The sequence below is a fragment of the Acinetobacter sp. CIP A162 genome, assembly GCF_000367905.1.
Taxonomy (GTDB): Bacteria; Pseudomonadota; Gammaproteobacteria; order Pseudomonadales; family Moraxellaceae; genus Acinetobacter; species Acinetobacter lwoffii.
Genome location: NZ_KB849158.1, coordinates 473,738 through 489,332 on the forward strand (window position 1 = coordinate 473,738; position 15,595 = coordinate 489,332).

At 44.8% G+C, this 15,595-nt stretch carries 11 protein-coding genes and 1 pseudogene; 10 read left to right on the top strand and 2 right to left on the bottom strand.

What is annotated here, in order from left to right:
- The first annotated feature begins 38 nt into the window (after positions 1-38).
- From F995_RS04930 to F995_RS04975, 10 genes and pseudogenes are all read left to right on the top strand, one after another.
- A complete protein-coding gene (locus tag F995_RS04930; RefSeq protein WP_016807069.1) occupies positions 39-395 on the top strand; it encodes a hypothetical protein in 357 nt (118 codons plus the stop codon).
- A 1-nt stretch (position 396) separates the two neighbouring features.
- Positions 397-2,051, top strand: a pseudogene (locus F995_RS04935) (PepSY-associated TM helix domain-containing protein).
- Entirely contained in the window at positions 2,048-2,386 is a 339-nt protein-coding gene (locus F995_RS04940) for a DUF3325 domain-containing protein (RefSeq protein ID WP_004645729.1), read from the top strand. Before F995_RS04935 ends, F995_RS04940 begins: the two are co-directional and overlap by 4 nt.
- 98 nt (positions 2,387-2,484) lie before the next feature.
- Complete coding sequence (locus F995_RS04945) at positions 2,485-3,009, top strand: tetratricopeptide repeat protein (protein WP_004645730.1); 525 nt, start codon at positions 2,485-2,487, stop codon at positions 3,007-3,009.
- A 378-nt stretch (positions 3,010-3,387) separates the two neighbouring features.
- Positions 3,388-4,770 carry an adenosylhomocysteinase gene (gene ahcY / locus F995_RS04950; RefSeq protein WP_004645731.1) on the top strand — a complete coding sequence of 461 codons (1,383 nt, stop codon included), beginning with the start codon at positions 3,388-3,390 and terminating at the stop codon, positions 4,768-4,770.
- Between the two features lie 182 nt (positions 4,771-4,952).
- The gene (gene metF, locus F995_RS04955; RefSeq protein WP_004645732.1) at positions 4,953-5,789 is read left to right on the top strand and encodes a methylenetetrahydrofolate reductase [NAD(P)H]; all 837 of its coding nucleotides are present in this window, start codon (positions 4,953-4,955) and stop codon (positions 5,787-5,789) included.
- A gap of 37 nt (positions 5,790-5,826) precedes the next feature.
- Positions 5,827-6,537, top strand: coding sequence for a 16S rRNA (uracil(1498)-N(3))-methyltransferase (locus F995_RS04960; RefSeq protein ID WP_004645734.1), 711 nt, complete (start codon positions 5,827-5,829; stop codon positions 6,535-6,537).
- Between the two features lie 176 nt (positions 6,538-6,713).
- A complete protein-coding gene (locus tag F995_RS04965) occupies positions 6,714-9,590 on the top strand; it encodes a putative bifunctional diguanylate cyclase/phosphodiesterase (protein WP_004645735.1) in 2,877 nt (958 codons plus the stop codon).
- Between the two features lie 140 nt (positions 9,591-9,730).
- The gene (locus F995_RS04970) at positions 9,731-12,010 is read left to right on the top strand and encodes an NADP-dependent malic enzyme (protein WP_004645736.1); all 2,280 of its coding nucleotides are present in this window, start codon (positions 9,731-9,733) and stop codon (positions 12,008-12,010) included.
- 94 nt (positions 12,011-12,104) lie between these two features.
- On the top strand, positions 12,105-13,340 hold the full coding sequence (locus tag F995_RS04975; RefSeq protein ID WP_004645737.1) for a multifunctional CCA addition/repair protein: 1,236 nt from the start codon (positions 12,105-12,107) through the stop codon (positions 13,338-13,340).
- A gap of 83 nt (positions 13,341-13,423) precedes the next feature.
- Here the strand turns inward: F995_RS04975 and epmA are convergent, their stop codons facing one another.
- Positions 13,424-14,398: an EF-P lysine aminoacylase EpmA gene (epmA, locus tag F995_RS04980; RefSeq protein ID WP_004645738.1), complete on the bottom strand. Its 975-nt coding sequence runs from the start codon at positions 14,396-14,398 to the stop codon at positions 13,424-13,426.
- The gene (locus F995_RS04985; protein WP_004645739.1) at positions 14,395-15,462 is read right to left on the bottom strand and encodes a 4-phosphoerythronate dehydrogenase; all 1,068 of its coding nucleotides are present in this window, start codon (positions 15,460-15,462) and stop codon (positions 14,395-14,397) included. Before F995_RS04985 ends, epmA begins: the two co-directional genes overlap by 4 nt.
- Positions 15,463-15,595 lie beyond the last annotated feature (133 nt).

A 15,595-nucleotide genomic window follows, 5' to 3' on the forward strand; every position in this document is an offset into this window, starting at 1 on the left:
TCATTAATTACTTCATAAGTTTGTAAATAGAATTTTCGATGATGAATAGTCCGAATATGCAAGCCATAGCGACTGGAACAGTTACTGCACCGAAACCATCAAGCAAAAATAAAGTCAAAGCAAGTATGCTGGCTTATCGTGGGATGATTTTATATCGCTTTATTCTGGCGGGTGCTGGCGGTTATCTACTGGCTACACTGGCAACGATCGTGATTGCCCAGCTTTTTATCGACAGTGGAAGCAGTGCAGCCATGTCCGCCACCCTGATTGGCTTTAGCTTGAATGCTGCTGCATTTATCTGGGTATTTATGGTGAATAAGACGCTCAAAGCTACGCTCGGGATCGCGATTCCCGGTGTTTTACTCTATATCGCCTATAAGCTTTTAGGAAATTGAGATGAGAGTAGATGCAAAACCCGAAGGTCCACGCCAGTCGATGTCGTGGTTGCATACCTGGGCCAGTCTGATTTTAGGCTGGCTTTTATATGCGATTTTCTTGACCGGAACCTTAAGCTTTTTCCAGAACGAAATTACCGTCTGGATGAAACCGGAATTTCATCAATCAGTTCCACCAAAGACTCAAATCGAACAAACCCGTGTGGCACTGGCTTATCTGCAACAGCACCATCCGGATGCTGGCAGCTGGGCAATCCAGCTTCCTAACTCACGCCAAAATACTACCACCCTGACTATTCGTAGTGCCGGCGAAGATCCGCGTGCCCGTCGTGGCGGTACCCGCGTGACGATTGACAGCGCCACCGACGAAGTTTTGCAAGCGCGTGAAACACGCGGTGGTCCATTCTTATACCGTTTCCACTTTGAATTGTATGGTTTGCCAAGAATCTGGGCGCGCTGGATGGTCGGCGTTGCGACCCTGCTCATGCTGGTGGCAATCATCAGCGGTGTCATTACCCATAAGAAAATTTTCAAGGATTTTTTTACTTTCCGTCCCGGCAAAGGTCAGCGTTCATGGTTGGATGCACACAATGCTACTGCGGTATTTGCCCTGCCCTTTCACATCATGATTACCTTCAGGATCAACGTAAGAGTTTGGTTCAAGACAACAGTATTCAGGCTGAATCCCGTGAAAGCCATAGTGAGAGCAAAGAACGTCGACCGCAAGCTGAGAGAGAAAATCGTGGCGAGCGCGGTGAAATGTCTGCACGCAGTGAAGGTCGCCGCTCTCGTGATGAAATGCAAGCTGCACCTCCTGCACCGTTAACCGATCTAGCTCCGATCTTGGCAACAGCCGAAAAAGAATGGAAAAATAATCCGGTGGGTATGATAACTATTATCCAGCCAAATACCGTAAAAGCAGAAATTGAGCTTCGTGCCTTAAACGGAGTCAGCGTAGCTTATCGCAATATTTATCTGAGCCTTGCTTTCAATGGTGTGACTGGTGATTTAGAGCCGGATCAAACCACACTGAAAATGCCTTCAGTCGCAAATGGTATCTATAACGTGTTCACCGCACTGCATGAAGCACGGGGCGTAGATCTGGCTTTACGCTGGTTATTGTTTCTGTCTAGCGTAGTCGGCACCTTGATGATTGCCACCGGCTTGATTCTATGGTGTGTTAAACGTGCACCGCAGCAACAGAAGCAAGGTTATAAATCGTTTGGATATCGTCTTGTGGAAGTCACCAATATCGCTGCCATTCTTGGTTTACCTATTGCCTGTGCTGCCTATTTCTATGCCAACCGTTTTATTCCGGCAGACATGGACATGCGTCTGAACTGGGAAATACGTAGCTTCTTTATTGTCTGGTTACTGACTTTACTGTATGCCATGATTCGCAGTCATCGACAAGCTTGGCTAGAGCTTCTCATGCTTGCAACTGGGACATTTGCCTTGCTCCCAATCGTCAATTTTCTGACCGGCGGTCAGGCGATCTGGAACACCATTATGCATGGTCAATGGGTCATTGCTTCTTTTGATCTAGCGATGTGGGTGCTTGCGATCTTGTTCTGGTTTTCATTTAAAAAAGTGAAAAACCATAAAGGCTTGTCGCCTAAAAAAGCCAAGGTTGCTCTCAAGGAGAATCAGTCATGATGTTTTTCTTACTGATTTGGGCTTTAACTTCACTGGGTTTCTTTGCGCTTGCAACGTCGATGTCCAAACATCAAAAACAGATTTTTGACACAGAACTCAACCCTGCAAAAACACAACTTGCGACTATTCTCGGTTGGGTATTGCTCATACTCGCCCTGATTCTGTGCCTGTTCGCTGGAACGATCAGCAACATGATCAGTTATTGGCTCGGCAGTTTGACTTTTGCGGCCTTGGTCGTAGCTTTAAGCCTGAGTTATCTGGAAAGTAAAATTAAAATGATTGTATCAATCTGTGCGGTGATTGCCGTGATTTCAGGCATCATTTGTTTAATCTAAAGTTCTATTTTACCCATCCTCATTTGAAAAGCTGATCTTCGGATTGGCTTTTCTAGTTTAAAGCATTAGTCTACGCATAATATTTTTGAGATGTTGATATGACCCAGCGTGTTTCTCTCTCTGCTGCCCTGACCAATCTTGCCTTAGCAGGCAATGCTGAAGCGCAATTTGAATTGGCTGAACTGTATATGCAAAGCGAGCATGATGATGACATCATCCTGGCTGAAGAATGGGCATTGAAAGCTGCCAACGGCGGACTGGTTGATGCAATGTACTGGTTAGGTGAAGGTTATACTGTTTATGCCAAAGAACTGGCAGAAGAAGATCCGGAAGAATCTAAAGCTCACTTTGAGTTAGCCTATTACTGGTTAAGTAAGGCCAATATCGAGAAGCACCCTGCTGCGACTTTAGAGCTGGCCGGTTTCTACCGTCGTGGTGATGTGATTGAAAAAGATGTAGAGAAATCGATTTCTTTAGTCAAACAGGCTGCGGAATGGGGTGAAGTTCAGGCCATGCGCGATCTTGCTTTTATTTATGGGAACGGTTTAGGTGTTGTCGCTGATGACATACAGGCAGATTACTGGACACAAAAAGCAGATAAGATTGAACAGGAAATAGAATAAATAAAAAGCCCGTCAGATGATGGGCTTTTTTAAACGCATAATCATGACGATAAAATTAAATATCGTGCTTATTCCCCTGTGAGGCGGGAGAATCAAAAAAAGAATAAATAGAAAATATTCGATTTTAATGCCTACAGGCTGACAGGCTTTTGATCAACTAAAAACTCAAAACTTAGAAAACAATTAATATTATCTTTTTTCAACTTGGCTATCACTTTAAATCCAAGTACAATACGGCGCTAGTCGAGGGATGCTGCGACGTTTTACAGGCACTAAATGTAAAATCGCTAGGCTCGACCATCGGTCAGACATTCGTTCTGATCAACAACGGCATCCGCGAACAGAACGATCCAATCTATTTTTTCCTAGGAGATCCTGATGAACGCGGTTACTGCTTCATTTACAGATTACAAAGTTGCTGATATTTCACTTGCTGATTACGGCCGTAAAGAAATCAAACTTGCTGAAGCTGAAATGCCAGCCCTCATGGGTCTGCGTAAACGCTACTCGGCAGCAAAACCACTTGCAGGCGCGAAAATTCTCGGCTGTATCCACATGACCATTCAAACAGCTGTTCTTATTGAAACACTGGTTGAATTAGGCGCAGAAGTTCGCTGGACTTCATGTAACATCTTCTCGACTCAAGACCATGCTGCTGCTGCTATCGCCGCTGCGGGCATTCCTGTGTTTGCTTGGAAAGGCGAAACTGAAGAAGAATATATGTGGTGTCTTGAACAACAAATCAATGTAAATGGCACGCCTTGGGATGCCAACATGATTCTTGACGATGGCGGTGACTTAACGCTACTTGTTCATGAAAAATATCCAGAAGTGATTGCAAAAATTCACGGTGTAACTGAAGAAACAACGACAGGTGTTCAACGTCTGTACGAAATGCTTCGTGATGGCACTTTAAAAGTTCCTGCAATCAACGTAAACGATTCAGTAACCAAGTCTAAAAACGACAACAAATACGGTTGCCGTCACTCACTGAACGATGCAATCAAACGTGGTACAGATATGCTTTTATCTGGCCGTCGTGCGCTTGTAATCGGTTACGGTGACGTAGGTAAAGGTTCTGCACAATCACTTCGTCAAGAAGGCATGATTGTACGCGTAACTGAAGTTGACCCAATCTGTGCAATGCAAGCATGCATGGACGGTTATGAAGTTGTATCTCCATACAAAAATGGCGTGCAAACTGGCAAGAAAGAAGACATCAATGTTGACCTTCTTCAAAACACTGACCTTATCGTAACTACAACAGGTAACTACCACGTATGTGACGCTGCAATGCTTGATTCATTAAAAGCTGGCGCAGTTGTTTGTAACATCGGTCACTTTGATACTGAAATTGATACAGCTTACCTACGTGGCTACAAGTGGGTTGAAGTTAAACCTCAAGTACACCAGGTGTATCGTTCAGAAAATGAAAATGATTACCTGATCCTTCTTTCTGAAGGCCGTTTGGTGAACCTTGGTAATGCGACTGGTCACCCATCACGTATTATGGATGGTTCATTTGCCAACCAGGTATTGGGTCAAATGCATTTATTCGCTGAGAAATTTGCTGATCTTCCAGAATCTGAAAAAGCTGCACAAATTCGTGTAGAACTTCTTCCTAAGAAATTAGATGAAGAAGTTGCTGCTGCGATGGTTGCTGGTTTCGGTGGTGTCTTGACTCAATTGACTCAAGAACAAGCGGATTACTTAGGCGTTCAAGTTGAAGGTCCATTCAAGTCTGATGCTTATAAATACTAATTAAACTCAACCCTCTCCCTAACCCTCTCCCATAGGGAGAGGGAACATTCATTACCAAATGTATGTCATCGAGGGTAAGTCCTCTCCTGAGCGTGCTTAAAGCACTGCTTTGAAGCTCAGCGCAAGAGAGGATTTAGGAGAGGTAAAACTAATTAAAAAGTATTTATAAAAAGGATTTGAACATGTCTAAACAGATTCCAATTTCATTTGAATTCTTCCCAACCAAAACTGATGTAGGTGCGGAAAAACTCAAAGTTGTGCATCAAGAGCTACAACTCTTAAATCCAGAGTTCTTCTCTGTGACCTATGGTGCTGGTGGTTCGACCCGTGAACGCACCCTGTCTACCATCAATGACTTTAATGGCAAAGGCGCACCTGTTGCCCCTCACCTGTCTTGTATTGGCGATGACAAAGCACGTATTGCTGAACTTCTAGACCTGTACAAATCTCAAGGTATTGACCGCATTGTTGCCCTGCGTGGTGACTTGCCTTCTGGTCAGGTCGGTTTGGGTGAATTACCTTATGCAGCTGATCTGGTTCGCTTTATCCGTGAACATTCAGGCGATCATTTCAAGATTGAAGTCGCAGCTTATCCGGAAATGCATCCTCAGGCTGAAAGCTTTGACAAAGACATTCAGCACTTTGTTGATAAAGTTAATGCGGGTGCCAATGCGGCATTAACCCAGTTCTTCTTCAATCCAGATGCTTATTTCTACTTTGTAGATCGCATCCAGAAAGCAGGAATCGATATTCCAGTTGCGCCAGGCATCATGCCAATTACCAATGCCAGCAACCTGATTCGCTTTGCTGATGGTACCGGCGCTGAGATTCCACGCTGGATTCGCAAGCAACTGGCAACCTATGGTGACGATACTGCTAGCATTAAAGCCTTTGGCCATGAAGTTGTGGTTAAATTCTGTGAGCGTCTGCTTGCAGGTGGTGCGCCAAGCTTGCATTTCTACACCATGAACACTACTGACCCGACCCGTCAGCTGGTCACCGATCTTGGTTTAGCTTAAGCCTTTTATTTCACCGATTTTTTGAGTAGAACGATCAATGCCACGTTTTTATATAGATGCTGATTTAACTGTTGATGTCAGCCTTGAGCTTACGGAAACTGTATTTCATCATTGGGTAAAAGTTTTACGCGCGCAAGTCGGTGAAAGCGCGACCCTGTTCAATGGACAGGGTGGCGAATATGACGTGACTTTAACCGAAGTTGCTAAAAAATCAGCCACCGTCTCGGTCAATACATTTAGTCCTGCCAATCGCACACCCAAGTTTCAGGCTTTACTCGGTCAAGTAATGAGTAAAGGCGACCGCATGGATTATGCGATTCAGAAAGCAGTCGAACTGGGCGTTTCCGAAATTCAGCTGCTGACTTCGGATCGTTGTGAAATGCGTTTAAAGTATGATCGCGACCAGAAAAAACTAGATCACTGGCAAGGCATTGCTATTGCGGCTTGTGAACAATGTGGTCTGAATATTGTGCCTAAAATTTTAGCGCCCATATCACTTGAAAAATGGCTGGATACTGAACTACCCAACACCAAACTGGTTTTGGCACCCAATAAAGATGAAACAGATGTACTGGCAGAGGCGACCTTGGATCTTGTCCTATTGATCGGCCCTGAGGGTGGCCTGAGTGAGGCGGAAATTAGTACCGCAAATCAAAAAGGTTTTCTTAACTGGTGTATCGGCGAGCGCGTCCTGCGTACCGAAACTGCTCCTGTTGTTGCCCTGTCAATTTTAAATTATGTGCTTTAGTTCATCGGATGAGTAAAAATTTGCCTTTAATTTTGTTGATTTTTATTTTTAAGACATCTAATCTCGACTAAAGAATAACAAATACTTATTAATTAATTTCACACATTTCCTGGGGTTTTTATAACAACAATGCACAAGGACAAAACCGTTTAGGATGAATACAGGCATTGAATCACATGGTTGATAATCAGGACGACTATATTCAGCAACATTTACATGATGCTCAGATTGCGAACACGCTTCGCCATAGTCGCTATTTTTTGCTCAGTATAATGGTAATTTGCCTTTATATTTTTTGTATTTATCACATTCAATATAGCCCGTCTAATACGTATTTTAATACCTGGTTTATTCTGACAGAACTCCTGGTCAGCATGTGCTGGCTGGTGAGTACGCTGTATTTTAAACCTGAACACTATAATCAAAAAAGTGCACACCGCTGGTTACAGATCCAGAGTCTGGCTGTTGGGATCAGTATCGCGGCAGGTATTTTTACGATTTACTATTATTTGCCACAGGCCAATCCTGCATTTGAAGATATTGAAGCACTGACCTTGTCTGCCTTGTTGCTGATTGTAAGCCAAGCATTTGGCCTGACCTACCTGACCCAGAAACTGAGCTATTTTTGTCTGGTCTTTTTGCCGTCATTATTCCCTTTTTTACTGTCGCAGCTTGACCATGTCGGTCATTCCAATCCCTTTTTTGGTCTGGCCTTAAATTTCGCCATGATTGTGATTTTGCTGTGCGCGACGAGTAGTTATCGAATTCACAGCCGTACCTCACGCCTGTATGCGGAAAATGATATTCTGGTGAAAAATGCCGAACAGCAAGTGCATTGGACTGATGAACTGTGCCAGCAACTCAAAACTGAAGTTAATAAATCCAAAGATGTTGAACTGCAATTACAGCTCAGCAATCAATTGCTGGAGCAAAAAGTACGGGAACGTACCTATGATATTGAACAGATCAATCATGACCTGAAGAATCAGCAGCAAAACCTAGAACTTGCACATGAAATTGCCGGTATTCGGCCATGGGACTGGAATATTCAAGAGCGCAGCATCACCTTAACCAATCATAAAGACGAAAAGATTCTGCGCGATTCCAAAGATCACCATCTGCAATTACAGTATCTGATTCACCCTGAAGATCTGGACTATTTTAAGCGCAATATGAAACAGCATCTGCGTGGCCAGATTGAACGCTATGATGCCACTTACCGGATCAAGCTCAGTGAAGGTGGCTGGAGTTGGGTGCATGATATTGGCCGGGTGATCAGTCGTGATCCTAAAAATAAAAAACCCTTGCGCATGGTCGGTATCCGTCGTGATATTCAGCAGGAACGTCTTTCTCAAGAACGTTTAAAACTGGTGGCCAGTGTACTAGAACAGGCTGCGGAAGGCATTTTTATTCTGAATCCTGAATTAGATTATATCGATGTCAATCCTCACTACGAATACCTGAGCGGTTTTGAGCGTGACGAAATTATCGGTAAATCCTTATTTGATATTGCGGTGCAAAATAAATCCCAGCAACGTACTTTTCAGGCCAATATTGTCAAACAGATTCAAAAGATTGGCTCTTATGATGGAGAGGTTTATGCCAAATTTCTGTCTGGCAAAGAATCCACCTTATGGCTGCATATTAATGCCGTGACTGATGATGAAGGCCGGATTACCCATTATATTGGCATCGTATCAGATCTGACTGAACGTAAATTACAGGAACAGCGCCTGTCCTATCTGGAAAATTACGACACACTGACTGACTTGCCGAACCGCTTTTATTATAACTATCAGCTACATCAGTATCTGGTTTCGCAAAAAGACTCGATTAAAGAGATGGCTGTGATTCGGCTTAATATCGACCGTTTCCGCCCATTGAATGAATATCTATCCAATAACGGCGGTGATGAACTTCTACGCCAGGTGGCGCAGCGGCTGCGGATGACCAATGCAGAAGCGCTATTTGTTGCACATCTAAACGGTGATGATTTTGCGATTCTCTATGAAATTTCACATATTCGCCCTTCAGTTCAGCACCATTGTGAACGCATTGCTCAGGCCTTTAGCAGACCGTTTAATATTTACGGTCAGGATCATGTGATTACCCTGTCCATGGGCGTGGCATTCTATCCGGATCATGGCCGTCAGCTGGATTATTTAAATAACTGCGCCGAACAGGCATTGAACGAAGCCAAAAATCTCGGTGGCAACACCATTCATTTTTATTCTAGTGAAAATCATTCATTACAGAATAAAGGGGTTTTCCTGGAACGGGATTTGCGTAAAGCGATCCAGAATAATGAGCTGGTGGTGTATTATCAGCCAAAAATCAATTTTAGCGATCAAAGCATTTATGGCTTTGAAGCGCTGATTCGCTGGAACCATCCAGAAAAAGGCATTATTGCACCCGGGCTGTTTATCCCCTTAGCGGAACAGACCAGCCTGATTTCAGACATTGGCCGTCTGGTGATCCAGCAGGCCGCTAAACAGATTCGCCAATGGAATGATCTGGGCTTTAATCATATTTGTGTATCAGTCAATATCGTGGCGCAGCAATTGCGTCGTGGTCAATTACTTGATGATCTGGACCAAGCCATTGCAGACAACCATATTTCTGGCGCCAGCCTGGAGCTGGAAATTACCGAATCTTCTTTAATTGAAAATTCGGAAGCGGTCAAAAACCTGCTGAATGAAATTAAACAGCGACATATTCATATTGCCCTAGATGATTTCGGTACAGGTTATTCTTCTCTCTCCTATCTTGCTGATTTTCCAATTGATACCTTAAAAATTGATCGCAGTTTTGTTTGCAAGATTGGGGAAAACAAACAGGCAGCGATTGTCAGCGCCATGGTGGCCATGGGTAAAGCCATGGGCATGACCGTGGTCGCGGAAGGGATCGAGACTGAAGAACAGCTAGAATATCTACGTGATTTAGACTGTGATATTGCCCAGGGTTACTTATTTTCCAAACCGCTTCCTGAGCAGGATGCAACCGCTTATTTAGTGCGAGACAAGACGCATCAGACTTATATACCCCAAGTCTAAGTCCATACCCCACCACAATAAGTTTGTTGGAAAAACGGCCGTCTTTGTCTGTCCGAACTGGCTAACAAATGGTATATTCAGGAACATAAATAAATTCTTTGCCCGCTGACCGGGTAATCTTTACAACGATCGAGAGACTGATGGACGAACAATCTTTAAAGCAACAGGCCCTTTACTATCACGAGTTTCCTACCCCGGGGAAAATCAGCGTTACACCAAGCAAACAATTGGTCAACCAACGTGACTTGGCCCTTGCTTACTCGCCTGGCGTAGCTGCACCATGTCTTGAGATTGAACGCGATCCTTCAACTGCTGCATTGTATACGGCTCGTGGCAACCTGGTTGCTGTAGTGACCAACGGTACTGCCGTGCTTGGCTTGGGTAATATTGGTCCTTTGGCTTCTAAACCAGTGATGGAAGGTAAAGGCGTATTATTCAAAAAATTCGCTGGCGTTGATGTATTCGATATCGAAATTGCTGAAAATGATCCAGACAAAATTGTGGATATTGTAGCTGCATTAGAACCGACTTTTGGCGGGATTAACCTTGAAGATATCAAGGCGCCAGAGTGTTTCTATATCGAGCAAAAATTGCGTGAACGCATGAATATTCCAGTATTCCATGATGATCAGCACGGTACTTCGATTATTGTCGGTTCTGCGCTCCTCAACGCGTTACAAATCAACGGTAAAAAAATTGAAGACATCAAGATCGTGGCTTCAGGCGCGGGTGCTGCTGCACTGTCTTGTTTAAATCTGCTTTGCGCTCTGGGTGCTAAAAAAGAGAACATCATCGTTGCCGATTCACGCGGTCTGCTGACTACACATCGCGAAGGCCTGGATGAATCTAAGAAAGCCTATGTACAAGACATTGAAGCTACTCAGCTTGGTGACGTGATTTCAGGTGCAGACATGTTCCTTGGTCTTTCTGCTGCGGGCATTTTGACCAAAGAAATGGTCAAGGTCATGGCTGAAGATCCGATCATCTTTGCCTTGGCGAACCCGGATCCAGAAATTCTGCCTGAACATGCGCATGAAGTTCGTGATGACGTGATCATGGCGACTGGTCGTTCTGACTATCCGAACCAGGTGAATAACGCACTGTGCTTCCCGTACATCTTCCGTGGTGCGCTGGACGTTGGCGCAACCACCATTAACGAAGAAATGAAAATTGCCTGTGTCCACGCGATCGCGCGTATGGCACACGTTGAAGCTGATGCGGCGACTTATGGTGAAAAATCGGCATCATTTGGCCGTGAATACCTGATTCCGGGACCACTGGATCAACGTTTGATTCTAGAAATCGCACCTGCTGTTGCACAAGCAGCCATGGATTCTGGCGTGGCAACACGTCCAATCACGGATTTCTCGCATTATCGTCAACGTTTGTCTGAGTTTGTCTACAACTCTGCATTCATGATGAAACCGATTTTCGAACAAGCCAAATCTGATCCTAAACGTATTGCTTATGCGGAAGGTGAAGACCTGCGTGTACTTCGCGCAGTTCAAATTGCGGTAGATGATGGTTTGGCAATTCCAATTCTGGTGGGTCGCCCAGCGGTAATTGAAGCCAACATCAAAAAATTGGGTCTACGTCTTGAAGATGGCGTGAATATCACGATTGTTGATCAGGAAAAGAACCCCAACTATGAAATGTTTGCGGATGATTACTACAATATCATGCAGCGTAAGGGTGTAACACCTGAATATGCACAGCGTGAAGCACGTCGCCGCTCTACCCTGATCGCAGCGATGCTTGTGAAACATGGTATGGCAGACGGTATGCTGTGTGGTACGTATTCAAGCTACGACATTCACCTGGACTTCGTCAGCAATATCATTGGCAAGAAAGATGGTCATAACACCTTCTTTACCCTAAATGCCTTGATGCTTGAAGACCGTAACTTGTTCATTGCCGATACCTATGTCAACACCAATCCAACAGCTGAACAGCTGGCTGAAATGACCATTCTAGCCGCTGAAGAAGTTCGCCGTTTTGGTATGACGCCACGTATTGCCCTGCTTTCTCACTCAAGCTTCGGTTCAGACCAGCATGATGCCAGCGCGCAAAAAATGCGTAAGGTGTATGACATCCTGTCTGAAATCGCGCCTGAGCTGGAAGTTGAAGGTGAAATGCACGGTGATGCTGCACTGGATGAGAACATTCGTCAGTTTGCATTCCCGAATTCACGTTTCAAAGGCTCTGCAAACTTGCTGATCATGCCGAATCTGGATGCTGCCAATATCTCGTTTAACCTGTTAAAGGCAACTTCAGGCAACAACGTAACGATTGGTCCAATTCTGTTGGGTGCTGCGAAACCTGTCCACATTTTGACGCCGACTGCGACCACGCGCCGTGTCATCAACATGACTGCACTGACTGTTGCAGAAATCCAGCAAGCGGAACAAGATGCACTTTAAGCCAATGACAAGATAACGACGCATCAGCCTCGTTTCTTAACTTGAGAAAACCTCTATTCTGTAGCATGATGCTTGTAAGAATAGAGGTTTTTTCATGCAAGTTTATTTAGTAGGCGGCGCAGTTCGAGATCATTTGCTCGGACACCCCTATCACGAAAAAGATTATGTGGTTGTTGGTGCAACTCCCGCGCAAATGCTTGACTTAGGCTATCAGCCCGTAGGCAAAGATTTCCCTGTTTTTCTACATCCCCAAACAAAAGAAGAATATGCACTGGCGCGTACCGAACGTAAATCTGGCACCGGTTATCATGGTTTTGAGTTTCATACCGATGCCAGCGTTACGCTAGAGCAGGATCTGATTCGTCGCGATCTGACCATTAATGCCATGGCCATGGATGATGCCGGCCAGGTTTATGATCCTTATGGTGGTCAACAGGATCTGGAAAAGCGGACTCTACGTCATGTTTCCGATGCTTTTGTCGAAGATCCATTACGCGTGCTACGCATTGCCCGTTTTGCTGCCCGTTATACCAGTGCAGGCTTTGTGATTGCCGATGAAACTTTGGCGTTAATGCAACGCTTGACTGAATCGGGTGAATTAAATGCCTTGACACCGGAACGCGTCTGGAAAGAAACTTCCCGTGCATTATCCGAACGTCATGCTGATGTGTATTTTGAAGTATTACGCGAGTGTGGTGCTTTAAAGGTACTCTTCCCTGAGATTGACGCCTTATATGGCATTCCGCAACGACCTGAATATCATCCGGAAATTGACTGCGGCATTCACACGATGATGTCCTTGCAGCAGGCATGTCGTCAAAATTATAGCCTGGATGTACGTTTTGCCGTTTTAGTGCATGACTTAGGAAAAGCTTTAACGCCGGTTGAAGAATTACCGCGACATATCATGCATGAAGAGCGTGGCATCAAGCCAGTGAATGAACTGTGTGACCGTTTAAAAGTGCCGACGTATACCAAGCAGCTGGCTTTGGCGGTGTGCAAAGAGCATCTGAAATGCCATCAGGCCTTCAATCTTAAGCCGGGAACCTTATGGCGATTATTGCAACGTCTGGATGTGTTACGTCGCCCTGAACGTGTCGAAGCTTTCGTCCAGGCGTGTGAATGTGATTCACGTGGCCGTCTAGGTCTGGAAGATCGTGCTTATCCACAAGCACAATATGTCCTCGATGCCATGCAAACCGTACGCGCCATCAAGGCACAAGACCTGCCTGCCGATATTCAGGGTCCGGATATTGGTGAAATGCTGATTGAACGACGGATTCAGGCACTCGGTGAACTCAAAGCACAACAAACCGTAGCGATTGAATAATAAAAAAGCACCCTCGGGTGCTTTTTTAATAGCTTAATTTCTCTTTATCACAAAAGGAATTAAGAAATATTGGATCAGTACCATCAGGAAATATCTGCCGGAAAAGTAATCACTTGCTCCAGTTTCATTTGATTGGTTGCAATCATCAACAAACGGTCAATTCCAAGGGCAATTCCAGAACATTCCGGCATATTCGGTAAAGCTGCCAATAGATATTTATCGATCGGCATGACATGCAAGCCCAGCTTGGCCCGTTCTGCATTATCCGCCTCAAAGCGCGAACGCAATACGTCGGCATCAATCAGCTCATCATAGGCATTGGCCAATTCTAAACCTTCGATATACAATTCAAAACGTGCGGCGACCAGTTCACCATCTTCATCGGTTCGGGTTTTGGCCAGTGATGCCATTTCAGGGGGGAAATCAGTCAGGAATACTGCAGTATCAAAACCCAGACTAGGTTCAACCATATGTGAAAATAACAGGTCGATATAACCGAGACGATCCTCGCCTAAATCCAGATTGAGTCCAACGCGGCGGCAGCAATCTTTCAGTTCCTGTAAAGTGGCTTGAAGTGGATTGAGATCCAGACGATCCATGAAAGCATGTTTATAGCTTAGAATGGTCGGACGGATTTCGCCAAAACGTGCTTTCAAAGTCACATTCAGCAAATCCGATACTTCAAACATCAGATCTTTTAAGCTAAATCCCGGGCGATACCATTCCAGCATGGTGAATTCGCTATTGTGCTTGCGTCCATGCTCATCATTGCGGAAGACCTTACAGATTTGGTAAATGGGTCCACTACCACTGGCCAATAAGCGCTTCATAGCAAATTCGGGTGAGGTCTGCAAATAATGCGTATTCAGTTTACCCAGCACATGGCGCTGTGCCTGTACCGAGGCTAAATGCACATCGGTCACACCGGCTTGAGACAAAATCGGTGTTTCCACCTCTAATACATCCCGCTCAGCGAAAAATTGACGGATTTGACGATATAAGGTCGCCCGTGCACGCATGGCTTGAAGGTCACAAGTGGGTTGATACGTCATCGTCATGCCTTCGGCCCACCATGTGCTGCCCACTCACGACGCAGCGGATAGGTTTTACGTAAATGATCAAATGCCTGCTGATCGATTTTGCCTTCTTTGAGACAGGCACGTAGATTGGCATCATCACGAGCAATGTCATAAATTTGGGATAAATGCTGTTGCAATGCCATTTTTAAATCCTGCCCCTGAAAAAACTGCTCACAGATAGGCAGCTGGGATTCAAACTGTTTATTGGCTGCAAAACCGAAAGTTTGACAAAAAGCTTCGTAAATCATCTGGGTACCACGTGCCTTGCCTTCCAGGCTATAGCCGGCAATATGCGGAGTCACCAAAGTCACCAGATCCAGAAGTTCTGCTGAAATCAGCGGTTCGTGTTCAAAAACATCCAAAATTACGGGGCGTTGTGTCGCTTTAATATCTTGAATTAAGGCAGTTTCTTCAATCACTGGCCCACGCGCTGAGTTAATCAGGATCGCGTCAGGCTGCATTTTTGCCAACGCAGTAGCATTAAATAAATGATAGGTTGGATATATGCCTGTTTTGGTTAAAGGGACATGAATTGAAACGGCGTCCGCCTGCTGCAGCAGTTCATGAAATTCGACTTGATCAACCTGCTCTCTTTGCACAAAAGGATCGCAACCGATCACGCGCCAGCCCAAGAGCTTCGCCATATAAGCCAGTCGGGTTCCGACATTACCCAAACCGACAATACCCAGGGTAAATGTCGTATTGGCATCGAGTAATTCAGGACGTACCTGCAATAATGCGGTAATGACATATTCAGCCACTGCTTGCGCATTACAGCCGGCTGCATTACTCCACTGAATCCCATGTTGTTCTAATGCAGCAATATCCAAATGATCTGTACCAATGGTGGCACTGCCCACAAATTTGATCGAACTATTCTGTAGCAGTACTTCATTGACCTGAGTCACTGAACGTACCAGCAAGCTATCGGCATCTTTGACATCATCTGCGCTTAAGGTTCGCCCTGCACAATGTTGAATGTCACCAAATTCGGAAAAGAAATAATCGGTAAATGCCAGATTTTCATCTGCGACAATTTTCATAATGAGATCCATATGATGCTTGGGCGTATAATAGCGCGTTGACGCCTCTGACTCTATATTTGGCCGATACGTCCATTTTTCAAGATTTTATGAATTAAGTTCAGGACTGAAGAATTTAATATTCAAGATCTGC

Bases quoted from the DNA above. Each gene is read 5' to 3' on its own strand.
- metF (WP_004645732.1), top strand. From the start codon at position 4,953: ATGTCTAAACAGATTCCAATTTCATTTGAATTCTTCCCAACCAAAACT.
- F995_RS04945 (WP_004645730.1), top strand. From the start codon at position 2,485: ATGACCCAGCGTGTTTCTCTCTCTGCTGCCCTGACCAATCTTGCCTTA.
- F995_RS04940 (WP_004645729.1), top strand. From the start codon at position 2,048: ATGATGTTTTTCTTACTGATTTGGGCTTTAACTTCACTGGGTTTCTTT.
- epmA (WP_004645738.1), bottom strand. From the start codon at position 14,398: ATGACGATGACGTATCAACCCACTTGTGACCTTCAAGCCATGCGTGCA.
- F995_RS04985 (WP_004645739.1), bottom strand. From the start codon at position 15,462: ATGAAAATTGTCGCAGATGAAAATCTGGCATTTACCGATTATTTCTTT.
- F995_RS04965 (WP_004645735.1), top strand. From the start codon at position 6,714: ATGGTTGATAATCAGGACGACTATATTCAGCAACATTTACATGATGCT.
- F995_RS04930 (WP_016807069.1), top strand. From the start codon at position 39: ATGATGAATAGTCCGAATATGCAAGCCATAGCGACTGGAACAGTTACT.
- F995_RS04960 (WP_004645734.1), top strand. From the start codon at position 5,827: ATGCCACGTTTTTATATAGATGCTGATTTAACTGTTGATGTCAGCCTT.
- ahcY (WP_004645731.1), top strand. From the start codon at position 3,388: ATGAACGCGGTTACTGCTTCATTTACAGATTACAAAGTTGCTGATATT.
- F995_RS04975 (WP_004645737.1), top strand. From the start codon at position 12,105: ATGCAAGTTTATTTAGTAGGCGGCGCAGTTCGAGATCATTTGCTCGGA.
- F995_RS04970 (WP_004645736.1), top strand. From the start codon at position 9,731: ATGGACGAACAATCTTTAAAGCAACAGGCCCTTTACTATCACGAGTTT.